The following is a 22,552-nucleotide window of genomic DNA, read 5'->3' as shown; positions in this document are numbered from 1 at the left end:
CCTCGGGCGTGTCGCCGTCAATCAGGGTTGACAAAAGGCTCACGTCAACTTAGATTGACACCATGAGTGATACGGCGCAACTGGCATCCGACGCCGGTAGCCGCGATCCGGCCGTGGGCCTGCGAGCCGTGCGGGCACTGCGGACGCTGGTCGACCGGCTGGAGGCCCTGCAGGTGGAGAACGCACGGGACCAGGGCTGGTCCTGGCAGGAGATCGCGCACTGTCTGGAAGTGACCCGGCAGGCGGTGCACAAGAAGTACGCGGGTGGCCGAGGTTTGCTGAGACGGGAGAGATAGCGATGTTCGAACGATTCCACCGTGAGGCCCGCCAGGCGGTGACCCTCGCGCAGGAGAACGCCCGCAGGCTGCGGCACGACGTCATCGGCACCGAGCACATCCTGCTCGGCCTGCTCGGCCAGCCGGAGAGCCTCTCCGCCCGGGTGCTGGGCCGTCACGGCCTCGACCACGAAGGCGCCTACCGGTCGGTCGTCCGCCTCACCCCGCAGAAGCCGGGCGACGCGCTCGACGCCGAGGCGCTGGAGTCGATCGGCATCGACCTGTCGGCCATCAGGGAGAAGGTGGAGGCGGCCTTCGGGCCGGGCGCCCTGGACCGCAGGCCCGGCACCGAGCGGCGGGGCCGCGTGTTCGGCGGCTTCCACGTCCCCTTCAGCCCCCGGGCGAAGAAGACCCTGGAGCTGTCCCTGCGCGAGGCCATCAGCCTCAAGCACAACTACATCGGCGACGGCCACATCCTCCTGGGCATCCTGCGCGAGGGGCAGGGCCTGGGCAGCAAGGTGCTGGCCGACGCGGGCCTCGACGCCGCGAGGCTGCGACAGGAGATCGTCGCCGAGCTCGGCTAGCCGTGCCGTACGTGCCGGACCGAGCCACCGGGCCAGAACGGCCGGGTACGCGGCCGGCGATCGGGCGCGTCCCCGCTCACCGCGTACCGTCCCCGCTCACCGCGCACCGTTCTCCTTTCGGCGCCGAGCACTCAGCGCTCAGCGCGATCGGGCGAGCCGGAACCCGAGGTCGTCGACGCGGAAGGTCGGGTGGCTCTTGCGGCGGCACGACGCCCGGCATCCCCGGGGGAGGTCGTACGCGCCTCCGCCGCGGAACACGCGGTACGGGCCGTAGACCTCGGGGTCGTAGACGTCCCAGCACCACTCCCACACGTTGCCGATCATGTCGTGGAGGCCCCACGCGTTCGGCGCCCTGGTCGCGACGTCGCGCACCTCGCCGCCGGAGTTCCCCCGGTGCCAGGCGATGTCGTCCAGCTCCCCGTAGCGGACGCCGGAGGTCCCGGCCCTGCACGCGTACTCCCACTCGGCCTCGGAGGGGAGGCGATAGCCGTCGGCACCCCGGTCGCAGACCACGTCCCGCCCGTCGCGGTCGTCGCCCGTCGAGTAGCAGGGGTCGAGCCCCGCCGCCCGGGAGAGGAGGTTGCAGAACCGGACCGCCTCCATCCAGGAGACCTCGGTCACCGGCGTCCGGGGACCCGCCGGGCTCGCGGGCACCTCGCCCAGGACGGCGCGGTACAGCTCGCGGGTCACGGGATGCGGTGCCAGCCGGAAGGCCTCGATCTCGGCCTTCCAGATCCTCTTCGTCCCCTCGTCCCGCAGGAAGATCCTCCCCGCGGGGACCTCGACCATGCGCTCGGCGACCGCCTGGGGCGACGTCGGTCCGGGGCTCATCGCGGGTTCTCTCCTCTGCGATCGGTTCGTGCCGGCGGCGGGCCGGGACGACCCCGATCCGGAACCGGAGACGGGAGCCGCCCCCGACAGGGGCGACTCCCGTCTCCGGGAAACCTACTTGGAGGCGCGCAGGTAGTCGCGGTTCATCTGGGCGATGGTGTCCAGCGGGATGCCCTTGGGACATACCGCCGTGCACTCGCCGGTGTTGGTGCAGCCGCCGAAGCCCTCCGCGTCCATCTGCTCGACCATGGCCTTGGCGCGGGAGTCGCGCTCGGGCTGGCCCTGCGGCAGCAGGCCCAGGTGAGTGATCTTGGCGGCGGTGAAGAGGGAGGCCGAGCCGTTCGGGCAGGCGGCGACGCAGGCGCCGCAGCCGATGCAGGTGGCCGCGTCGAACGCCGAGTCGGCGTCGACCTTCTTCACCGGGACGCTGTGCGCGTCGGGGGCCGAACCCGCCGGGACGGAGACGAAGCCGCCCGCCTGGATGATGCGGTCGAACGCCGAACGGTCCACGACCAGGTCCTTCACCACCGGGAAGGGCGCGGCGCGCCACGGCTCGATGGTGATGACCGCGTTGTCCTCGAAGTGCCGCATGTGCAGCTGGCAGGTGGTGGTCGCCACCTGCTCGCCGTGCGCGACACCGTTGATGACCATGCCGCACATGCCGCAGATGCCCTCGCGGCAGTCGTGGTCGAAGGCGACCGGGTCGTCGCCCTCCAGGATGAGCCGCTCGTTGAGGACGTCGAGCATCTCCAGGAAGGACATGTCCGGAGACACGTCCTCGACCCGGTAGGTGACCATGCGGCCCTTGTCCTCGGGGCCCCGCTGCCGCCAGACCTTGAGAGTGAGATTCACTTGTAACTCCGCTGGCTCATCTTGACGTACTCGTAGTCGAGATCTTCCTTGTGCAGGATCGGGCCCTGCTCCCCGTACTCCCAGGCGGCGACGTAGGCGAAGTGCTCGTCGTCGCGCAGGGCCTCGCCGTCGGCGTCCTGCGACTCGGCGCGGAAGTGGCCGCCGCACGACTCGGTGCGGTGCAGCGCGTCGATGCACATCAGCTCGGCCAGGTCGAAGAAGTCGGCCACCCGCCCGGCCCGCTCCAGCGCCTGGTTGAGCTCCCCGGCCTCGCCGGAGACCTTCACGTTCCTCCAGAACTCCTCGCGCAGCTCGGGGATCCGCTCCAGGGCCTTGCGCAGCGACTCCTCGGTGCGCTCCATGCCGCAGTGGTCCCACATGAGCTTGCCCAGCTCGCGGTGGTAGGAGTCCGCGGTGCGGTCCCCGTCGTTCGACAGCAGCCTGGCGATCTTCTCGCGCACCGCCACCTCGGCCTCGGCCGCGGCCTCCTCGTCGACCTCGCCGTACGGGCCGTTCGCGAGGTAGTCGCCGATCGTGGTCGGCAGCACGAAGTAGCCGTCGGCCAGGCCCTGCATCAGCGCGGACGCGCCGAGGCGGTTGGCGCCGTGGTCGGAGAAGTTGGCCTCGCCGATCACGAACAGGCCCGGGATCGTGGACTGCAGGTCGTAGTCCACCCACAGGCCGCCCATCGTGTAGTGGACGGCCGGGTAGATGCGCATCGGCTGGGCGTAGGGGTCCTCGCCGGTGATGCGCTCGTACATCTCGAAGAGGTTGCCGTACTTCTTCTCCACCGCGTCGCGGCCCAGGCGGCGGATCGCGTCGGCGAAGTCGAGGTAGACGCCCAGGCCGCCGGGGCCGACGCCGCGGCCCTCGTCGCAGACGTTCTTGGCGGCGCGGGAGGCGATGTCGCGCGGGACCAGGTTGCCGAACGCCGGGTAGATGCGCTCCAGGTAGTAGTCGCGCTCCTCCTCGGGGATCTCCGAGGCCGGGCGGGTGTCGCCCCGCTCGAGCGGCACCCACACGCGGCCGTCGTTGCGCAGCGACTCCGACATCAGGGTCAGCTTCGACTGGTAGTCGCCGCTGACCGGGATGCAGGTCGGGTGGATCTGGGTGTAGCAGGGGTTGGCGAACATCGCGCCGCGCCGGTGCGCCCGCCAGATCGCCGTGGTGTTGCAGCCCTTGGCGTTGGTCGACAGGAAGAACACGTTGCCGTACCCGCCGCTGGCCAGCACGACCGCGTCGGCTAGGTGCCGCTCGATCTCGCCGGTGACCATGTCGCGGACGATGACGCCGCGCGCCCGGCCGTCGGAGACGATCAGGTCGAGCATCTCGTGACGGGTGTGCATCTCGACGGTCCCGGCCGCGATCTGCCGCTCCAGCGCCTGGTACGCGCCGAGCAGCAGCTGCTGGCCCGTCTGGCCCCTGGCGTAGAAGGTGCGGGAGACCTGCGCGCCGCCGAAGGAGCGGGTGTCGAGCAGGCCGCCGTACTCGCGGGCGAACGGCACGCCCTGGGCCACGGCCTGGTCGATGATGTTCACGCTGACCTGGGCGAGCCGGTAGACGTTGGACTCGCGGGCGCGGAAGTCGCCGCCCTTGACCGTGTCGTAGAACAGCCGGTAGATCGAGTCGCCGTCGCCCCGGTAGTTCTTGGCCGCGTTGATGCCGCCCTGGGCCGCGATGGAGTGCGCGCGCCGGGGCGTGTCCTGGTAGCAGAAGGACTTGACGTTGTAGCCCAGCTCGCCGAGGGTCGCGGCGGCCGAGCCGCCCGCCAGCCCCGTGCCCACGACGATGACGTTGAGCTTGCGCTTGTTGGCCGGGTTGACCAGCTTGGCACCGAACTTGCGCTTCTCCCAGCGGTCCTCGATCGGGCCGTCGGGGGCCTTGGTGTCGCGGATCGGCGTGCCCTCTGTGTATCCCGTGGTCATGCCCCGCTCACCGCTCCTCGCTCGCCATGCGGAAGGTCCGCCTCTCGTCCGCCGTACGGGAGGTCCGCTCCTCGTACGCCGTCGTGCCCGTCACCCCGGGCCCCGCTCACTTGATCACTCCGATGACGACCGCGACCGGGACCGCGAGGAAGCCGGCGACCAGCAGTGCCGACAGGCCCGTGGCCGCGGCCCTCAGCGAGCGGTAGCTGCGGCGGCCCGCCAGGCCGAGCGTCTGGAAGGCACTCCACAGGCCGTGGCGCAGGTGCAGGCCGACCATGACGACCGCGAGCACGTAGAACAGGGTGATCCACCAGCGGGACGGCGCGAAGCCCTCGACCAGGCGCTCGTACGGGGTGGAGCCCCCGCCCGCCGGGTTGGCCACGCCGAACGTCAGGTCCAGCAGGTGGTAGACCACGAACAGCACGATGACGACGCCGCCGTAGCGCATGGTGTGGACCGCGTAGCCGCTCGCCCGGGACTTGCGCCTGGCCGCGTACCTGACCGGACGGGCCTTGCGCGCCCGCCGGGCCAGGGAGATCGCCGACCACATGTGCAACCCGACCGTGACGACCAGCCCGATCTCGATGGCGGTCAGCAGGGTGCGGTACGGGAGGATCGGCTCGCCCACGGTCCGCAGGAAGGCCGCGTAGGAGTTGAAGGACTCGGCGCCGAAGAAGCTCTTGAGGTTTCCGACCATGTGGCCGACAAGGAAGAGCACCATCAAGGCGCCCGTGACGGCCATCACGGCCTTCTTGCCGTTGGAGGAGCGGAGGAATCCGCCCCGCCGCCTGGGCGGAGCCGGCTTGGATGGGGCGTCCGCCGGGGGTTTCACCGACGCGGTGGCGGATCCGCGCTCAATCGTGGCAGTCACGCTTGTCACGCTAGGGAGGAGGGTTTACCGGCGTCCAAGTCATCGTGGATGTGGTTTCCATAGCCTGTGGCTATTAACTCTGCTTTCCTGCGGCTTCCGGGACCGCGGCCCCGGGGCGGTGCGAGCAATCTCACAACTTCCTCGCCAAAGCCTCACATCGTCTCGCACGCCACCGCCCGTCCCGGATCCGAGGCCGCGGGGCCCGTGCGCTATGGGTCCCGTATCCGGGATCCCAGGCGCTCGAGGTCCCCGGCGGATCCTCGACGCCCAGGACCTCACCCCCGGCGACTCGCACCCCCGGCGACGCGCACACCAGGGGAGTCGTACGCGGAGGAGCCCCTACGCTAGGGAAACGTGCAGCTCCAGCAACTCGCCTACTTCGTGGCGGTCGCCGAGGCCCGGCACTTCACCCAGGCCGCCGAGGGGATGCGCGTCGCCCAGCCTTCGCTGAGCAAGCAGATCAAGGCCCTGGAGGCCGAGCTCGGCGCGCCGCTGTTCAGCCGCGCCCGGGGGAACGTCACGCTGACCCCGGCGGGTGAGGCGCTGCTGCCGCTGGCCCGCAGGATGCTGGCCGACGCCGAGACCGCCAGGAGCGAGGTCGGCGAGCTCGCGGGACTGCGCCGGGGACGGGTCCGGCTCGGCGCGACCCCCTCGCTCTGCGCCGGGCTGCTCGCCGACGCGCTGGCCAGGTTCCACCACGCCTACCCCGGCATCGAGCTGTTCGTGGAGGAGGGCGGCTCCCGCGACCTGGTCCGCACCCTCGCCCGCGGCCAGCTCGACCTGGCACTGATCATCATGCCGCTGCACAGCGACGACCCCTCCCTCGTCACCGAGGAGATCCTGCGGGAGAACCTCGTCGTCGCCTCCCCCTCGAACGATCACCCTCGCCGGCCGTACGTGCGCATCGAGGAGCTGCGGCGACGGCCGATGGTGATGTTCAGGCGCGGGTACGACCTGCGGGAGGCGACGCTCAGCGCCTGCAGGCAGGCCGGGTTCGAGCCCAGGTTCGCGGTGGAGGGCGGCGAGATGGACGCCGTGCTGCGCTTCGTGGAGGCCGGGCTGGGCATCGCGCTGGTGCCCTCGATGGTGCTGGACGGCCGCCCGGGGCTGGCCGGGACGCCGCTGGCGCCCCCCGGGCTGCGCCGCACCATAGCCATCGCGCACCGCAAGGACGTCGAGCCCACCCGCGCCGCGCAGGCCTTCCGCTCGACCCTGCTCCTCTTCCTCACCGAGGCCGCCCGTGACGGCAGCCTCCCCCAGGGACTCGATCTGATCACCGAGAGCTGACCACCGAGAACCGGCCGCCGGCCACCGGTCGTCGACCCTCGACCCTCGACCCTCGACCGTCGAGAGCCGATCATCGGGGACTGGCCGCCGGGGGCCGGCCCCCGGCCGGCGGATCCGCTCCGGAAACCGTCACCGCGGCACGCGTGCGGTCGCTCGTCGCGTGTGACGGCGGGGATTTGCGGGCCGTCCGGCCGGGCAGCGGCCGTGGATGCCCGGCGGCCGGGGGGTGCTCGACGGGTGCTCGACGGCCGCTGTGGCGCGTTCCTGACGTGCGGCAGGTCACGATATCGGCCGCGTGGATCACGGGAACTGATCAACACCCTCTAAGTCCCGGTGTCACACTATTCTACGTAGCGTCGACAGGTTCTCCCGATCTCACGAAGAGGCGTCAGTGACCGCCCCCGCCAATGAAACGCTCACACTCCTCCTCATCGAGGACGACGCGGGCGACGCCTTCCTCGTGGAGGAACTGCTCAGCGAGGCGGACAACCCACCCAAGATCATTTGGGTGCGCAGCATGGCCGAGAGCCGGGAGCGCCTCACCGAGGACGTGCGGTGCGTGCTCGTCGACCTCTCCCTGCCCGACGCGACCGGTCTCGAGGCGCTTGAGCAGGTGCTGTCGATGGCTCCGCACGCCGCCGTGCTCGTGCTGACCGGCCTGAACGACACCCACGTCGGCGTGGAGGCCGTCGCCGCCGGCGCCCAGGACTTCCTGGTCAAGCAGGACGTGGAGGCCCGCCTGCTGGCGCGGGCGATCCGCTACTCGATAGAGCGCAAGCGCGCCGACCTGGCCCAGCGCAAGCTGGTCGAGGCCGAGCTGCTCACCAAGGAGAACTCCCGCCTCGAACGCGGGCTCCTGCCGGTCCCGCTGCTGGCCCCCGGGGTCCTGGACCACCAGGCCCGCTACCTGCCGGGGCGCAGGCGCGCCCTTCTGGCCGGTGACTTCTGGGACACCGTGCAGAGCCCCGACGGCGCCATCCACGTGGTGGTCGGCGACGTGTGCGGGCACGGCCCCGACGAGGCCGCGCTGGGTGTCGCGCTCAGGATCGCCTGGCGGACCCTGGTCCTGGCCGGGCACACCGGCAACGAGCTGCTCGGCACCCTGGAGTCGGTGCTCCGCCTGGAGCGCAAGTCCGCGGAGATCTTCACCACCTTGTGCATCGCCACGATCGACCCCACGCTCGACCGGGCGCGGATGCACGTGGTCGGCCACCCGCCGCCGCTGCTGATCCGCGACGGCGTGATCGGCGTGGTGCCCGGCACCCCCTCGGGGCCCCCGCTGGGAATCTTCCAGGACGTCGAGTGGACGGCGATCGACGTTCCGCTCGGCGACGACTGGTCGCTGCTGCTCTACACCGACGGCCTGATCGAGGCCACCGTGGGCGGCGGGCCCGACCTGCTCGGCACCGAGGGCCTGCTCAGGCTCGTCCAGGAGCAGGGCGGGATCGAGCTCGACCGGCTCATCGAACGCGTCATAGAGCTGAACCGCGACGCGCTCAGCGACGACCTGGCGACCGTGCTCATCTCCCGAAACGGAAAACGATGACCGGCCGTCCGGACCGTCCGGACCTTTCGGAGCGTCCGGACCTTTCGGAGCGTCCGGATCGCCGCCCCAGTCCTCGTCCCCTGCCCGCGTTCACCCCCGCGAAGGGGTTCGGGAACCTTCCGGTGGGACGCTGGTTCACGCTCGCCGGGGTGGGCATCGCGCTGGTCTTCATGGTCTCCGCCGTCGTCACGATCAAGTCGATCGAGGAGACGCGAGAGGCCAGGGAGGCGCTGGTCGACGTCGTCGACCCGGCGGCGCTGCGGCTTCTGGAGATCTCCAACGCGATGACCTCGCAGGAGAGCTCGGTGCGCGCGTACGGCAGGACCAACGAGGAAGTCTCCCTGCGGGACTACCGGAACGCGATCGCCACGGAGAAGACCTCGCTGGACACGCTCGTCGCGCTGCTCCCCCGGATGCCGGAACGGCAGGCGGTCACCGCCGAGGTGGCCCGGCTGAAGGCCGCGGGAGAGGCCTGGCGGCGCGACTACGCGGAGTCGGTCATCGCCGCCGTACCGACACTGAAGACCGACGCCGCCCGGCAGAACGCCTCCATCAACGCCACCCGGTTCAACGAGGTCCGCCAGTCCCTCTCCGGCCTCCAGAGCCACCTGAACCGGCTGCACGAGGTCGGCGTCGTCCGGCTCGACCGCGGCTGGCAGGCCTTCTACGTCGCGCTCATCGGTGTGGCCTCGGCGCTCGTCGTGGCCGGGATCGCCGCGGTGCTCATCGTGCGGTACGCGGTGCTTCGCCCGCTGGCCGAGCTGAACCAGCAGGTCCGCGCGGTCGCCCAGGGCGATTTCGACCACAGGCTCCGGGTGGATCGCCCGGCCGAGCTGTCCGAGCTGTCGGGCCATGTCGACGCGATGCGCCGCCGCATCCTCGCCGAGTGGCGCCGGTCCTCGGAGACGCGGCGCAAGCTGGAGGACCAGGCGGCGGAGCTGAAGCGCTCCAACGGCGAGCTCGAGCAGTTCGCCTACGTGGCCAGCCACGACCTGCAGGAGCCGCTGCGCAAGGTGGCCAGTTTCACCCAGATGCTCGAGCAGCGCTACGGCGACCAGCTCGACGAGCGCGCCAAGCAGTACATCGCCTTCTCCGTCGACGGCGCCAAGCGCATGCAGCTGCTGATCAACGACCTGCTCGACTTCTCCCGGGTCGGCAGGATGGGCGGCGAGCGCACCAGGATCGACGCCACCGTGCCGTTCAAGGCCGCGCTGAACAACCTCGGCGCCACCATCGAGGACGCCGGGGCGACGGTGACCCACGACGAGCTGCCCGAGGTGCACGGCAACCGGGCGCAGCTGACCCAGCTGTTCCAGAACCTCATCGGCAACGCGATCAAGTTCCACTCGCAGGAACCACCGGTGATCCACATCGGGGTGCGGCGCGACGGGGACATGTGGGAGTTCTCCTGCACCGACAACGGCATCGGTATCGACAGCAAATACACTGACCGCATCTTCCTCATCTTCCAGCGCCTGCACGGCCGGGACGTGTACGCGGGCACGGGCATCGGGCTGGCGCTGTGCAAGAAGATCGTCGAGTACCACGGCGGCCGCATCTGGGTGGACACCGGAGGCGGCGAGACCGCCAAGAGCGCCGAAAGCGCCGGCGCCACCGAGAACACCGATAACGCCGGGACCACCGAGAGCACCGCGATCACCGAAAAGACCGAGAACAGCGAGAACGTCGGGAAAACCGCCACGCCGGGCACGACCTTCCGCTGGACCCTTCCCACAGGAGACATGGATGAATGACCTGCGCTGGATCGACGTGCTCCTGGTCGAGGACGACCCGGGCGATGTCCTGCTGACGCGGGAGGCCTTCGAGCTCAACAAGGTCCGCAACAAGCTGCACGTGGTCAACGACGGCGAGCAGGCCATGGCCTTCCTGCGCAAGGAGGGCGACTACGCCGACGCGCCCCGGCCCGACCTGATCCTGCTCGACCTCAACCTGCCCCGCAAGGACGGCCGGGAGGTGCTCCAGGACATCAAGGCCGACGAGAAGCTCCGCGGGATCCCGGTGGTCGTGCTGACCACGTCGGAGTCCGAGGAGGACATCCTGCGCAGCTACAACCTGCACGCCAACGCCTATGTTTCCAAGCCGGTCGACTTCGACCAGTTCATCAGCGTGGTCCGGCGGATCGACGACTTCTTCGTGACCGTCGTCAAGCTGCCCAACTCCAGCCAGCACTACTGACGGCCCGCCGGGGCACGGGCGAAAGGCGAGCCCGCCGGAGCACAGACGACGAGCGAACCCGCCGGAACACGGACGAACGGCGAACCCGCCGGAGCACAGACGACGGGCGAACCCGCCGGGGCGCGGGCGAGGGGCGGAAACAGGGGTCGCCCGTTCGCCACAGCCGCCTCCACAACCTCCCGAGACCTCCCTGTGATCGTCCACCTCGTGAGACGTCGCAGGCGAGGGGCTCCTGCCAGGCGAACGTGACAGGAATCACACCGGGTCGGTGAAATTGTGAGAGACCCCTTACACACAACCCCTGGGCTCCGTCGTAACGTATCCCCCACCAACATGCGCGCGCACGTGTGAGCCGGCGCGACGATGGCCCGGACGCGCGGCACAACTGAAACAACCCGGACCCCTGGGCGAGCGGGGTCCGCGGGAGGTGGAGAGGTCTCGATGACCCAGACAACGGCCGAGAGCCCGGCCAGAAGGCAACGTGCGCAGATCAAGGAGCGCACTCTGCGGACCGACCAGTGGTGGCGCTATCCGCTGGTCACTTTCATCATTTTCACGGCATTCCTCGTCTACGCCACGTGGGCGATCTTTGATACAAAATACTTCGTATCGCCGTACCACGCGCCGTTCGCGTCGCCCTGTCTGGCGACTAGCTGTCCGCCGGACGCGCGGCTGTTCGGCCTCGCCCCCTTCGGCGACTGGTACACCCTGCCTCCCGGCCTGCTGATCCTCGGCCTTCCCGCGGGGTTCCGCTTCACCTGCTACTACTACCGCAAGGCCTACTACCGGGGGTTCTGGCTCTCGCCCCCGGCCTGCGGGGTGAACGAGCCGCACAAGAAGTACTCCGGCGAGTCGCGGTTCCCGCTGATCCTGCAGAACATCCACCGCTACTTCTTCTACGCGGCGATCGTCGTCGGCCTCGTCCTCGCGTACGACGCGGTGAAGGCCCTCATCGAGAAGCCGGCCGGTCTGGGCACCTGGATCCTGATCGTCAACGCGGTCCTGATCAACCTGTACACGCTGTCGTGCCACTCCTGCCGGCACATCACGGCCGGGCGCCTGAACCACTTCTCCAAGCACCCGATCCGCTACCGGGCCTGGGGCTTCGTCTCCAAGCTCAACGCCAGGCACTCGCAGCTCGCGCTGATCTCCATGTTCTCCGTCATGGGCGCCGACCTGTACGTGCGCCTGGTCGCCAAGGGCATCATCGCCTTCTCGTTCGCATAAGGATCTCCTGTGGAAATCGAGCGTCACGAATACGACGTCGTCGTCATCGGCGCCGGCGGTGCGGGTCTGCGGGCGGCCATCGAGGCCCGCCAGCAGGGCAAGCGGACGGCGATCGTCTGCAAGTCGCTGTTCGGCAAGGCGCACACGGTCATGGCCGAGGGCGGCGCGGCCGCCGCCATGGGCAACGTCAACAGCGACGACAACTGGATGGTGCACTTCCGCGACACCATGCGCGGCGGCAAGTTCCTCAACAACTGGAGGATGGCCGAGCTGCACGCCAAGGAGGCTCCGGACCGGGTCTGGGAGCTGGAGGCGTGGGGCGCGCTGTTCGACCGCACCAAGGACGGCAAGATCAGCCAGCGCAACTTCGGCGGGCACGAGTACCCGCGGCTGGCCCACGTCGGCGACCGCACCGGCCTGGAGCTGATCCGCACCCTGCAGCAGCGGGTGGTCGCGCTCCAGCAGGAGGACGAGAGGCTCCACGGCGACGCCGAGGCGTACATCAAGGTCTTCCAGGAGTGCACGGTGACCCGCCTGCTCAAGGAGACGGGGCCCGGCGGGAGCGGCGCGATCTCCGGGGCCTTCGGCTACTGGCGGGAGAACGGCAAGCTCATCCTGTTCGACGCCCCCGCGATCGTGCTGGCCACCGGCGGCATCGGCAAGTCGTACGTGGTCACGTCCAACTCGTGGGAGTACACCGGCGACGGCCACGCGCTGGCCCTGCTGGCCGGCGCGAAGCTGATCAACATGGAGTTCATCCAGTTCCATCCCACCGGGATGGTCTGGCCGCCCTCGGTGCGTGGCATCCTCGTCACCGAGTCCGTCCGCGGCGACGGCGGGGTGCTGAGGAACTCCGAGGGCAAGCGCTTCATGTTCGACTACATCCCCGAGGTGTTCAAGGACAAGTACGCCACCAGCGAGGAGGAGGGCGACCGCTGGTACACCGACCAGGCCAACAACCGCCGCCCTCCGGAGCTGCTCCCCCGCGACGAGGTCGCGCGGGCCATCAACTCCGAGGTGAAGGCCGGCCGCGGATCGCCCCAGGGCGGCGTCTACCTGGACGTCTCCACCCGCCTCCCCGCCGCGGAGATCATCAAGCGGCTGCCGTCGATGCACCACCAGTTCAAGGAGCTGGCCGACGTCGACATCACCAAGGAGGCCATGCAGGTCGGCCCGACCTGCCACTACATCATGGGCGGCGTCGAGGTCGACGCCGACACCGGCGCGGCGGACGTGCCCGGCCTGTTCGCGGCCGGTGAGGTCTCCGGCGGCATGCACGGCTCCAACCGGCTGGGCGGCAACTCGCTGTCCGACCTGCTGGTGTTCGGCCGCCGCGCGGGCGCGGGAGCGGCCTCGTACGTGGACGGCCTGGCGGCCCGGCCGAAGATCTCCGAGGAGGCCGTGGCCGAGGCGAGCGCGGAGGCGCTGGCCCCGCTGGAGCGCGCGGGCGAGAACCCGTACGAGGTCCACCACGAGCTGCAGCGGACGATGAACGAGCTGGTCGGCATCATCCGCAAGGCCGAGGAGGTCTCCGAGGCGCTGGAGGCGGTGGAGAAGCTCAAGGAGCGGGCCCAGGGCGTCGGCGCGGCCGGCAGCCGCATCTACAACCCGGGCTGGCACCTCGCCCTCGACCTGCGCAACATGCTCCTGGTCTCGGAGTGCGTGGCGAAGGCGGCGCTGCTGCGCCAGGAGAGCCGCGGCGGTCACACGCGCGACGACTTCCCCGGCATGTCGTCCGAGTGGCGGACCAAGATCCTGCGCTGCGGTCTCACCCCGGACGGCTCCGGCATCACGGTGCAGGAGCAGGTGCAGCCGCCGATGCGGGACGACCTCATCAAGCTCTTCGACCGCGACGAGCTGAAGAAGTACATCACCGAGGAAGAGCTGGCCGCCTTTGACGCGCTGGCCAAGGAGTAACCATGAGTTACAAGGCGAAGTTCCGCGTGTGGCGGGGCGAGGGCGGCGAGGGCAAGCTCGAGGACTTCACGGTCGAGGTGAACGAGGGCGAGGTCGTCCTCGACATCATCCACAGGCTCCAGGCCACCCAGGCCCCCGACCTGGCCGTCCGCTGGAACTGCAAGGCCGGCAAGTGCGGCTCGTGCTCGATGGAGATCAACGGCAGGCCGAAGCTCGGGTGCATGACCCGGATGTCCACCTTCACCGAGGAGGAGACGATCACCGTGACGCCCATGCGGACGTTCCCGGTGATCAAGGACCTGGTCACGGACGTGTCGTTCAACTACCAGAAGGCCAGGGAGATCCCGTCCTTCATCCCTCCGGCCGACGTGAAGCCGGGCGAGTTCCGCATGCAGCAGATCGACGTCGAGCGGTCCCAGGAGTTCCGCAAGTGCATCGAGTGCTTCATGTGCAACAACGTCTGTCACGTCATCCGTGACCACGAGGAGAACAAGACCAACTTCGCCGGTCCGCGTTTCCTGATGCGGATCGCCGAGCTGGACATGCACCCGTACGACGTGGCCGACCGCAAGGACTCCGCCCAGGAGGAGCACGGTCTCGGCTACTGCAACATCACCAAGTGCTGCACCGAGGTCTGCCCCGAGCACATCAAGATCACCGACAACGCGCTGATCCCCATGAAGGAGCGCGTCGTCGACCGCAAGTACGACCCGCTGGTCTGGCTGGGCAACAAGATCTTCAAGCGTTCCGGCTCGAAGACCTGACCCTCCCCACCGCTCACGACGGCGCCGTCTCCGGACTCTCCCGGGGGCGGCGCCGCCGTGTCACCCCGTTGTTTCCTCGCGCCCCGCCTCTCGGTCACGCCACAGCCGCTGTGTCTGCTTCCGCATGACCTCGTTGGCGCGGACGGCGAAGTCATGGATGATCGCCAGCTCCGCGTCGCCGTAGCTCTCGACGAGATCGGCGTAGGCCCGGTTGACGTCCGTCAGGATCTCCTGCAGCGCGCGGTAGGGCCCCTCGCGCACCAGCTCGACGAGGACACGGCGCCGGTCGGCGCCGTCCCGGCTGCGGCGCACGTACCCCGCTTTCTGCAGGCGGTCCACGACCGCGGTGATGGCGCCGCCGCGCGTCAGCCCGATCCGTACGGCGAGGTCGTGCGGGGTCAGGGGGCCCTCCTTGTCGAGGACGGCCAGGCAGTTGAAGTCGGTCACGTTGATTCCGGCCCGGCCGGCGACGCCGACGTGGAACAGCGCCGCCCGCATGGCCGTCAGGCGCCCCTGGTCGGACACGGCCATGATCATATCCATGCGGCTCTCCCGCTCCGTTGACACGGCGGACCCCTCTTCCTATTCTCTCTAAAATAGAGACACTCTAAATAAGAGACTCTCTATTTTGGCTACAGAAGGATAAGCGATCCTCCGGGAGGAAAGCATGCCCGCCGCCCCGCCCAGAACCGGTCCTCCCGTGTCGCGCCGGCGCTGGATCGCCCTCGGCGTCGTCCTGAGCGCCGCCTTCATGGACAACGTCGACGCGACCATCCTCGGCATCGCGCTGCCCCGCATCCAGCGCGACCTCGGCGCCGATCACACCACCGCGCAGTGGAGCCTCGCCGGCTACGCTTTGGCGTTCGCCCTGCTGCTGATCACCGGCGGGCGGCTCGGTGACATCTTCGGGCGCCGGCGCCTCTTCCTGATCGGCGTCGCCGGGTTCACCCTCGCCTCCGTCGCGTGCGGTGCCGCCACGACGCCGGAGGCGCTCGTCGGCGGCCGTCTCGCCCAGGGCGCGATGGCCGCGTTGATGGTGCCCCAGGTGATGTCGGTCATCGTCGTCATGTTCGCCCCCGCCGAGCGGACCCTGGCGTTCTCGCTTCTGGGCGCCGTTCTCAGCGTGGGCAGCGTCAGCGCTCCGCTGCTGGGCGGGCTGCTGACCGAGTACGACGTGCTGGGCTCCGGCTGGCGCGCGATCTTCTACGTCAACGTGCCCATCGGGGTCCTCGCCTTCTGCGCGGCGGTGCGGTTCATGCCCGAGACCCGCTCGGAGCGGCCGCTCCGGCTCGACCTGGCGGGGGTGGCCCTGGTGACGCTCGCCACGCTGGGGATCATGTACCCGCTCGTACAGGGTCATGCGGCGGGATGGCCCGCCTGGACGTTCGCCGCGATGGCCGCGGGGGTCGTGCTCCTGGCGCTGTTCGCCGCCCAGCAGCGGCGCCGTCACCTCCGGGACGGTTCCGCACTCGTACCGCCCACGCTGTTCCGGCGAAGGTCGTTCACCGCCGGGGTGACCGTGGTGCTGCTGCTCTTCTCCGGCGTGACGTCGTTCTTCCTCGTGCTGACCTACCAGCTGCAGTCCGGCCTGGGGTGGACGCCGCTGCACACGGCACTGGTGACGCTGGCCTGGCCCGTCGGCATCACCGCGACCACCCACCTCGCGTTGCGCCACGGTGCGGCACACGGCCGCCGCCTCATCGGCGCGGGCGCGCTCACGATGGCCGCGGGCACCCTCGCCGTGATCGCCTCCGTACGGGTCCTGGGATCCGATCTGGCCTGGCCGCACGTCGCGGCCGCCGAGCTGGTCATCGGTCTCGGCATGGGACTGTGCGTGCCGATCCTCACCGGCGTGGTGCTCGGCGACGTCCCCGCCGACGACGCCGGCGCCGGTTCCGGCGTCGTCAACACCGGCATCCAGTTCGGCACCGCCGTCGGGATCACGATCGTCGGGGCCGTCTTCTTCGCCCTGGCCTCCACGGGAACCGGTGACCTCGCGGACCGGTTCGGCACGGCGACCGCGACGACGCTCTGGTACAACGTCGGCGTCTTCACCCTGGCCGCGCTGCTGAGCCCGCTGCTTCCCGCTCCGTCCACGACCGGGCCGTAGGGATCCCTCCCCGGACGGTCAGGATCGTCCGGGGTCAGGTGGAACGGCGGAAGAGGCCGCGCTTCTTCTTGCCGGTGTCCTGGCCGGGGAGCGGATAGACCGCCGTCGGGGCCGGCTCGGCGGGAGGCCGCTCGTCCCCGGCGGGCCGGTCGCCGGGACCCGTCTCAGCGGGGCCCTGGGCGGGACCGCCCTGCGGCTCGGGCCCGAAGGGCTTGGCCCTCTCCCCCGCGGGACGCTCCGGCCCGCTCCGGTCGCCCTGCGGTTCCCCGCCGGACGGCGTGAAGCCGTCCTGGGGACCGCCGGAGAGGGGCCGGCCCGTTGAGGGACCCTGACCGGAGACGTCCTGGGGAACGGGAGCGGGACCGGGATCGGTGCCGAACGGCCGGAAGTCGTCTCGCGGACCGTCTGCTGCCAGATCGCCCCGGGCGGGCTCCTGCGGGAACGGCGCCCCGGGGAACTCCGGCGCCCCCTGCGGGAGGCGCCCCTCGCCGGAGTCGAACCGCGAGGTGCTCTGGAAGGCGGCCGGTGAGCCGTCCTGGGCCGTCGGGCCGTAGGACGCCGGCGCGGGCCTCCCCGGCTGCACGTGACCGGTCTGCGGGTCGTACGGGTCACCGTGGCCGGCGAGCGGCTGCTGCTCGTAACCGGGCGCGGGCAGGTACGCCGTCGTCTGGTCGTACCCGTGGGGGTACCGCTCGGGGGTGTAGCCCTCCGGATAGACCGGGGCGTACATCTGCATGGGCACGAAGCTGATGATCGGCGCGTAGGCCGTGCCGCCCTGGTAGGGGCCGGGACCGTAGCCGGGGCCGCCGGGGTAGGCCATCGGATCCATCGGGTCGCGGCCCATCCCGCGCGGACCGGCCCGGCGGATGGCCGCGGCGTGCGCCAGGCGGCGCAGCCTGCCCTCGAAGATCAGGACGGCGAACAGCACCAGCAGCACCAGGATCAGCGCCGGGATGCCGAGCTGGCGGCTCAGCGTGGCCCCGTCGAACTCCGAACCCGCGTTGCGGATCTCGTACACGGAGGTGCCCGCGGCGCTCTCGTCGAGCGTCGCGGTGTCGGACGGCGTGGGCGAGGCGGTGGGAAGCGGGGTCGGCTCGGGGCTGGTCGGCGGGAACTGGGGGTCGTTGTCCTCCGGCGAAGCGGTCTCGGCGGGCGGAGTCACCGGAGGCATGGTGTTCTGGACCGGCGGCGGCTGCACGGCCGTCTCCTGCGGAGGCGGCGGCGGAGCCGAGGACGTCTTGGGAGGCTTGGGGGGCTTCGGCGACGCCGGGACGGTGATCGTGGTGGTCACGGTCTTCTGCGGTACCGCGGTCTCCTCGGGGACGCCGCCCTCGGGATCCTCGGTGACCGTGACGGTGACGATCGGCGTGGGCTCCTCGCAGGGTCCGGCCGGATCGACGTCACAGCCCTCGATCTGCGACGGGTCCGGGTTGACGCTCATCACCCTGACGGTCGCGCCGGCCGCGGAGGATCCGGCGAGCGGCGCCAGGGCGAGCAGGACGGCGCCGCTGAGTCCCACGGACATCACAACGGCGGAGACAGCTGCCCTGTGCCGTGCTCGCGTCACCGGTGCCCTCCGCGAAATCAACCATGAACACGTCAAAGTAAATACTAGTTGGGCAAAAGTAACAGTAAACCGCGTTTTACAAAACGTGTCGCGACCGGCGGCGGCGCTGGATCCTCCTCTGCAGCCACAGGAGACCGAGCAGCGCTCCCACCGCCGCTCCCACCGCCGGGAGACCCCGGACCCCTGTCAGCAGCGGGCTTGACTCGGCGACCGGCTGAACCTGGTCGCTCGGGCCGTCGACGTCCTGCGGGAGGGGTGCGCCCTGCGGGCGCGGGTCCTGCGAAAGGGGCACCTGCGCGGCGGGGAAGGGACCCGCCTGCGGCAGCTGGAGACCGTTCACGAGGCCGGGCATCTGGCCCGCCCCCGCCATTCCCATCGAGACCGGCGGCATCATGGGCCCCTGCGCTCCCGGCGCTCCCTGCGCTCCCGGCATCTGCGGTCCGCCCGGCTGCTGACCCGCTCCCGGGTGGCCGGGGGGCAGGGGCCCGCCCATCGGCCCGCCCGCCCCCTGCGGCGGCACGCCGGGCTGTCCCATGCCCGGCTGCCCGACCCCCGGATAGCCCGGCATCATCGGCCGGCCCATGCCCTGTCCCGGCATGGCGGGCTGCGGGCCGACCCCCGGATAGCCGGGAACCATCGGCCCGACCACCGGCCGGCGCGCTCCGGGACGGCCGGCGATCTTCTGACCGCCCCCCGGGGGGACCGGGCCGAGCGTCTGGAGGCCAGGCCCTGTCTGCGGTCCCCCGGGCGGGCCGGTCATCGGCAGGCCGATTCCCGGCTGGCCGATGCCCGGCTGACCGAGGCCCGGCTGACCGAGGCCCGGCTGGCCGGGACCCGCGTGCCGGAGGGCCGACCGGCCCGCTCCCTGCCCGCGCGCACCGGACCGGCCGGCCGCGTGCCGTTGCCCGCGCGCCTTCCGCCCGGCCGCCTTGCGACCCGTCTGGGAGCCCACGGCCGAGTGGTGCCTGCCGTTCTGTCCCTGAAGCGTGGGAGCGGCGGGCACTCCCTCCGGCGGTACGGCGGCCTGCCCCTGACCCGGCACTCCGGTACCGGCCTCGGGCGTGACGCCCGGGGCCACGGTGCCGTCCGGAAGCCGCGTTCCCTCCGGCGGAAGACCAGGGGTGACCGGACCCGCGGGACGACCGGGAGCGGCGGCCGCCCCCGGGACCCGGACGGGGGCGGGAGCCGCGGGGGATCCGGCCTCCTGCCGTCCGCCCGGTGCGGTGACCCGCGTCTCGTCGGAGGCCGCCGGGCCTCCCGTCGCTCCCGCGTCCCCGGGGAGCGCGCCCGCCCGCGGGCTCACCGGCGCGCCGGCCCCCGGCGACGCTCCCGGCCCGGCGGGAAGCGTGGAGGCCGCCGGGCCCGGGAGCGCGGCGGTGCCGTTCGCCCCCGTACCCGCCGCGCCCGGCCCCGCGGCCGGGGGAACGAACGACTTTCCGAGAAGATCGAGCAGGAACGCCGACGTGCGCTGCTCGGCCCTCAGTGCCTCTGCGGCCTCTGCGGCCCGCGGGGTGTCCGGTGCGGCCAGGGGAGCGCCCTCGGCCTCCCCGGCCGTCCGGGGAACCCTGAGGACCATGCTGGCGGCACCTGGCGCCCCGATGCCGCGGGCGCCCGCGGACCTGTCCTCTCTCGCGGCGCGGGCGTGCTCCAGCGTCTCCGGCCCCGCGACGACCCCACCGCCCGGCCGCATCGCCGCGTCCGAGCTCTTGATCGTGCTCTGGGCCCGCTGCGTCACCGGCTTGCCGTCGGGCCCGCTCATCCGGGCCAGGGCGGTCACCGTGACGTCCTGCGGGCGCCGCGGCACGGCGAGCAGCACGTCGACGGAACCACCCCGGGCGGGCAGGGCGCCGATCACGCACACCCCCGCCCCCTTGGGTACGGGTGCCGAGGACCTGGTCTCCTCAGGGCACTCGATGCCCGCGAGCGCCTCGGCGGGGGTCGTCAGGACCGCCAGCCGCGCGTCGGAGCCCGGTCCCTGCAGGCGGATGCGGAAGCGGATCGCCTGGTCGGCGCGGCTTCCCGGCGCCCACGTGCCGGTGTCGGCGGCGGCGGCCAGGTCGAGGGGCGGCGCGCCCGGCCCGTCCATCTGGACGGCGTACACCCCCGAGGATCCGAGGATGAGCACCCCCGCTCCAACAGCGGACACTAACCCAGCACCACGCCACCATACGGTCACCGCATATCTCCGTTCCCCGGGTACGGACACGCGACATCGCCACGTCCAGTAGCAGTTATGTCACGTTGCGGAGTCGATCAATCCTTATTGAACCGACCTTGCCCATCGTTGAGACGACCTTGTACCGCCCGGACGATTGGAAGGTCCGCGGGGAGCCACGCCACCTCGTAAAGTTCGTCCGCGCCCAGCCAGCGCAGATCCAGGTGCTCCCTCGCCTCGGGCTTACCCTCGGCGACCACCGCGAGCCAGACCCGGAGGACGTAGCCGCCGGCGAGCTCCCAGTCGCCGCCGACGCGCTCGCCCACCTCGATCAGCACGCCGAGCTCCTCCTGGCACTCCCTGACCAGTGCCGTGTGCTCGTCCTCGCCGGGATCGACCTTCCCCCCGGGAAGCTCCCACCCTCCGGCCAGCTCGGGAGGGTCGGCACGCTGGGCGGCGAGCAGTTTTCCGTCACCGTCGACGATCGCGGCGCCCACAACGACCTTTTCCATGGCTCCCGATTCTGTCAGCCCTGCTCCCGCGCCTTCAGCTGCGCGAGGATCTGAGGATGTTGCAACGGCCGGGTGAATCCCACGATCCCGGTGCGTTCCCGGTAGGTGGTGACCTTGATCGGCCCGCACAACCGGCATCTCGCCTCGACCATCTTGCCCGGAGAGACCACCATTCCCACGTGCCCGGGACGGTCTGGGCCGGTTCCTGGCCCGGAGTTGAAGAAGACGAGGTCCCCGGCCTGCTCCTCCCCCTCGGGAACCTCTATGCCGAACGGCCACTGGCCGAACGTGGTACGCGGGATGGTCAGGCCGACGCTCCGGTAGGCCATGTAGATGATCCCCGAGCAGTCGTAGCCGGCCGGGCCCGTGCCGCCCCAGATGTAGGGCTTGCCCCGCTGGGCCAGCGCGTACTCGAGGATCGCGGCCACCGTGCTCGTCGGCGCCGCCTGCAGCATGGGCTCGTCGCAGCTCTCGTCCGCCTCGGGCGGGGTCGTGACCTCGCCGTCCTTGGCGTACTTCCCGGCGATCTCCATGACCTGGTCGACGTACCACCAGGCGCGGTTGTAGACGAACAGCGAACGCCGCACGTCCTCCGGCGCGCCGTTCCGCTTCAGCATCTTCGCCGCGCCTAGGATGGCGTCCGCCGGGTTGTACACGTCGGCCCAGCCGTCTCCGTCGCCGTCGGAGGCGTAGCCGTTGAACGTGGACGGGATCTTGATCTTGGCCTTGCCGCCCCACGTGCTGATGAGAAACTGCATCGGCCCGGCGGCGCCCGCGTAGTTGGTGCCGCTCCGCACGCCGGGGAGCGTGGAGCGGCCGTGGTTGGTCTCGCGCTTGCCGACGCCGGCGAGCACGTTCCACTGCACGCCGACCTTCCGGCCGTGCTCGCGGTACAGCTTCAGATACTCCTCGGGGATGTCGGACGTCGCGGTCTCCGACAGGTCCTCCGCCGCCCGCGCGTCCTCCCCGCAGTCGGGTTGCGTCTCCCCGGTGACCGACGGGAAGGACGGGAAACCGCTGATCATCATCATCGGTGCCATGATCAGCGTGACCAGGCAGAGCGCGGCGACTCCGAGGATCAGCGCGAGCCGGAGGTGTTTGCCGTCCCTCATGCGACCTCGCCGCCCGTCCCGCCATGCCCGTACGCGACCCCGCCGCGCCCGTATGCAACCCCGCCATGCCGGTACGCGACCCCGCCGCGCATCCGCTCTCGCCCGTACGCGACCCCGCCGCGCCCATACGTGACCCCGCCGCGCCGGTACGCGGACCCGCCGGTCATCCGGTCGCGCCGGTCTCGAAGGGCTGGTCGTCCCCCTCCTGGCCGGAGTCGGCGGGCTGGAGATCGTGGACCCGCCATTCGGCGCCGACCTGGATGAGCGTGACGGCGTACTCCGCGGTCCTCTCGTTCACCCCGCTTCTGGCCGTGACGTTCTGGGTGCCGACGACCACGAAGACCACCGAGGCGCTGTCGATCTGCCGGATGCCCTTCACGCGTGCCGTCCCGACGGAGACGATCTCGTCGGCCTTGTTCGCCTCGACGGTGCCCGGCGAGGTGACGGTCCGCAGCAGCGCCCCCGAGAACTCCGCCGTGACGTACCCCTTGAGACGGTCGCCGTAGACCGCCGGGTCCTCGTCGTAGCTGAAGGTGCCGTACTCGGCGGTGAACCGCTGCGCGTAGTCGGCGGCCGCGGCCAGTTCCTGCTTGGTCATCGGCAGGTAGGAGTAGACGTCGAAGGGCGCGTTGCTGGCCGTCGCCGCCGGGCGCGCCGGCTCCCGGCCCGACGCAACCGTGCGGGTGACGCCCGCCGGCTCCGCCCGGGTCTCCGGGCTCTCTCCGGTGTCCGACCACATGGTCACGTAGATGCCGACCGCGGCGAGTATCACGACCAGCACCGCGAAGACGGCTCCCCGCCGGCTGCCTCCCTCGATCATT

At 70.9% G+C, this 22,552-nt stretch carries 20 protein-coding genes; 10 read left to right on the top strand and 10 right to left on the bottom strand.

The window, feature by feature from the left end; all coding sequences use genetic code 11:
- Nucleotides 1–62: 62 nt before the first annotated feature.
- Both AB0G15_RS09125 and AB0G15_RS09120 read left to right on the top strand, forming a co-directional pair.
- Nucleotides 63–296 carry an RNA polymerase subunit sigma-70 gene (locus AB0G15_RS09125; protein WP_362685234.1) on the top strand — a complete coding sequence of 78 codons (234 nt, stop codon included), beginning with the start codon at nucleotides 63–65 and terminating at the stop codon, nucleotides 294–296.
- 2 nt (nucleotides 297–298) lie between these two features.
- Nucleotides 299–859, top strand: a complete 561-nt coding sequence (locus AB0G15_RS09120) for a Clp protease N-terminal domain-containing protein (RefSeq protein WP_362836891.1) — start codon at nucleotides 299–301, stop codon at nucleotides 857–859.
- Nucleotides 860–997: 138 nt separating this feature from the next.
- Here AB0G15_RS09120 and AB0G15_RS09115 read toward each other — a convergent pair whose 3' ends face one another.
- From AB0G15_RS09115 to AB0G15_RS09100, 4 genes are all read right to left on the bottom strand, one after another.
- Nucleotides 998–1,690 (bottom strand): SUMF1/EgtB/PvdO family nonheme iron enzyme, encoded by a 693-nt coding sequence (locus AB0G15_RS09115; protein ID WP_362836889.1) that lies wholly within the window; start codon nucleotides 1,688–1,690, stop codon nucleotides 998–1,000.
- A gap of 114 nt (nucleotides 1,691–1,804) precedes the next feature.
- Nucleotides 1,805–2,542, bottom strand: coding sequence for a succinate dehydrogenase/fumarate reductase iron-sulfur subunit (locus tag AB0G15_RS09110; protein WP_344749257.1), 738 nt, complete (start codon nucleotides 2,540–2,542; stop codon nucleotides 1,805–1,807).
- Nucleotides 2,539–4,467 carry a fumarate reductase/succinate dehydrogenase flavoprotein subunit gene (locus AB0G15_RS09105; protein ID WP_362836887.1) on the bottom strand — a complete coding sequence of 643 codons (1,929 nt, stop codon included), beginning with the start codon at nucleotides 4,465–4,467 and terminating at the stop codon, nucleotides 2,539–2,541. The genes AB0G15_RS09110 and AB0G15_RS09105 overlap by 4 nt, the downstream gene beginning before the upstream one ends.
- Before the next feature lie 106 nt (nucleotides 4,468–4,573).
- Entirely contained in the window at nucleotides 4,574–5,338 is a 765-nt protein-coding gene (locus AB0G15_RS09100) for a succinate dehydrogenase cytochrome b subunit (protein ID WP_362836885.1), read from the bottom strand.
- A 354-nt stretch (nucleotides 5,339–5,692) separates the two neighbouring features.
- Here AB0G15_RS09100 and AB0G15_RS09095 point away from each other — a divergent pair, with 354 nt between their 5' ends.
- The 7 genes from AB0G15_RS09095 to AB0G15_RS09065 all read left to right on the top strand — a co-directional run bounded on the left by AB0G15_RS09095 (nucleotide 5,693) and on the right by AB0G15_RS09065 (nucleotide 14,275).
- Nucleotides 5,693–6,625, top strand: coding sequence for a LysR family transcriptional regulator (locus AB0G15_RS09095; protein WP_362836883.1), 933 nt, complete (start codon nucleotides 5,693–5,695; stop codon nucleotides 6,623–6,625).
- Between the two features lie 391 nt (nucleotides 6,626–7,016).
- Nucleotides 7,017–8,171 (top strand): SpoIIE family protein phosphatase, encoded by a 1,155-nt coding sequence (locus AB0G15_RS09090; RefSeq protein WP_362685214.1) that lies wholly within the window; start codon nucleotides 7,017–7,019, stop codon nucleotides 8,169–8,171.
- A 122-nt stretch (nucleotides 8,172–8,293) separates the two neighbouring features.
- Nucleotides 8,294–9,925 carry an ATP-binding protein gene (locus tag AB0G15_RS09085; RefSeq protein WP_362836881.1) on the top strand — a complete coding sequence of 544 codons (1,632 nt, stop codon included), beginning with the start codon at nucleotides 8,294–8,296 and terminating at the stop codon, nucleotides 9,923–9,925.
- Nucleotides 9,918–10,367, top strand: coding sequence for a response regulator (locus tag AB0G15_RS09080; protein ID WP_362685208.1), 450 nt, complete (start codon nucleotides 9,918–9,920; stop codon nucleotides 10,365–10,367). The genes AB0G15_RS09085 and AB0G15_RS09080 overlap by 8 nt, the downstream gene beginning before the upstream one ends.
- A 441-nt stretch (nucleotides 10,368–10,808) precedes the next feature.
- Nucleotides 10,809–11,594: a hypothetical protein gene (locus tag AB0G15_RS09075; RefSeq protein WP_362685205.1), complete on the top strand. Its 786-nt coding sequence runs from the start codon at nucleotides 10,809–10,811 to the stop codon at nucleotides 11,592–11,594.
- Nucleotides 11,595–11,603: 9 nt separating this feature from the next.
- The gene (locus AB0G15_RS09070) at nucleotides 11,604–13,511 is read left to right on the top strand and encodes a fumarate reductase/succinate dehydrogenase flavoprotein subunit (protein ID WP_362836879.1); all 1,908 of its coding nucleotides are present in this window, start codon (nucleotides 11,604–11,606) and stop codon (nucleotides 13,509–13,511) included.
- A gap of 2 nt (nucleotides 13,512–13,513) precedes the next feature.
- Nucleotides 13,514–14,275, top strand: a complete 762-nt coding sequence (locus AB0G15_RS09065) for a succinate dehydrogenase/fumarate reductase iron-sulfur subunit (RefSeq protein WP_362836877.1) — start codon at nucleotides 13,514–13,516, stop codon at nucleotides 14,273–14,275.
- A 60-nt stretch (nucleotides 14,276–14,335) separates the two neighbouring features.
- Here AB0G15_RS09065 and AB0G15_RS09060 read toward each other — a convergent pair whose 3' ends face one another.
- Nucleotides 14,336–14,818, bottom strand: a complete 483-nt coding sequence (locus AB0G15_RS09060) for a MarR family transcriptional regulator (protein ID WP_362836875.1) — start codon at nucleotides 14,816–14,818, stop codon at nucleotides 14,336–14,338.
- A 124-nt stretch (nucleotides 14,819–14,942) separates the two neighbouring features.
- On the opposite strand from AB0G15_RS09060, the gene AB0G15_RS09055 reads away from it, so the two are divergent.
- Complete coding sequence (locus AB0G15_RS09055; protein WP_362836873.1) at nucleotides 14,943–16,385, top strand: MFS transporter; 1,443 nt, start codon at nucleotides 14,943–14,945, stop codon at nucleotides 16,383–16,385.
- 34 nt (nucleotides 16,386–16,419) lie between these two features.
- Here the strand turns inward: AB0G15_RS09055 and AB0G15_RS09050 are convergent, their stop codons facing one another.
- The 5 genes from AB0G15_RS09050 to AB0G15_RS09030 form a co-directional block, all read right to left on the bottom strand.
- Nucleotides 16,420–17,910, bottom strand: coding sequence for a hypothetical protein (locus AB0G15_RS09050; RefSeq protein WP_362836871.1), 1,491 nt, complete (start codon nucleotides 17,908–17,910; stop codon nucleotides 16,420–16,422).
- 118 nt (nucleotides 17,911–18,028) lie between these two features.
- Nucleotides 18,029–20,077, bottom strand: coding sequence for a hypothetical protein (locus AB0G15_RS09045; protein WP_362836869.1), 2,049 nt, complete (start codon nucleotides 20,075–20,077; stop codon nucleotides 18,029–18,031).
- Between the two features lie 128 nt (nucleotides 20,078–20,205).
- Nucleotides 20,206–20,619 carry a (deoxy)nucleoside triphosphate pyrophosphohydrolase gene (locus tag AB0G15_RS09040; RefSeq protein ID WP_362685190.1) on the bottom strand — a complete coding sequence of 138 codons (414 nt, stop codon included), beginning with the start codon at nucleotides 20,617–20,619 and terminating at the stop codon, nucleotides 20,206–20,208.
- Between the two features lie 14 nt (nucleotides 20,620–20,633).
- Entirely contained in the window at nucleotides 20,634–21,731 is a 1,098-nt protein-coding gene (locus AB0G15_RS09035) for a bifunctional lytic transglycosylase/C40 family peptidase (RefSeq protein WP_362836867.1), read from the bottom strand.
- Nucleotides 21,732–21,894: 163 nt separating this feature from the next.
- Nucleotides 21,895–22,551 carry a hypothetical protein gene (locus AB0G15_RS09030; protein ID WP_362836865.1) on the bottom strand — a complete coding sequence of 219 codons (657 nt, stop codon included), beginning with the start codon at nucleotides 22,549–22,551 and terminating at the stop codon, nucleotides 21,895–21,897.
- Between the last annotated feature and the right edge of the window lies 1 nt (nucleotide 22,552).

This window comes from Streptosporangium sp. NPDC023825, from assembly GCF_040639575.1.
Taxonomy (GTDB): Bacteria; Actinomycetota; Actinomycetes; order Streptosporangiales; family Streptosporangiaceae; genus Streptosporangium.
This window is presented reverse-complemented; position numbering and strand designations above follow the sequence as displayed.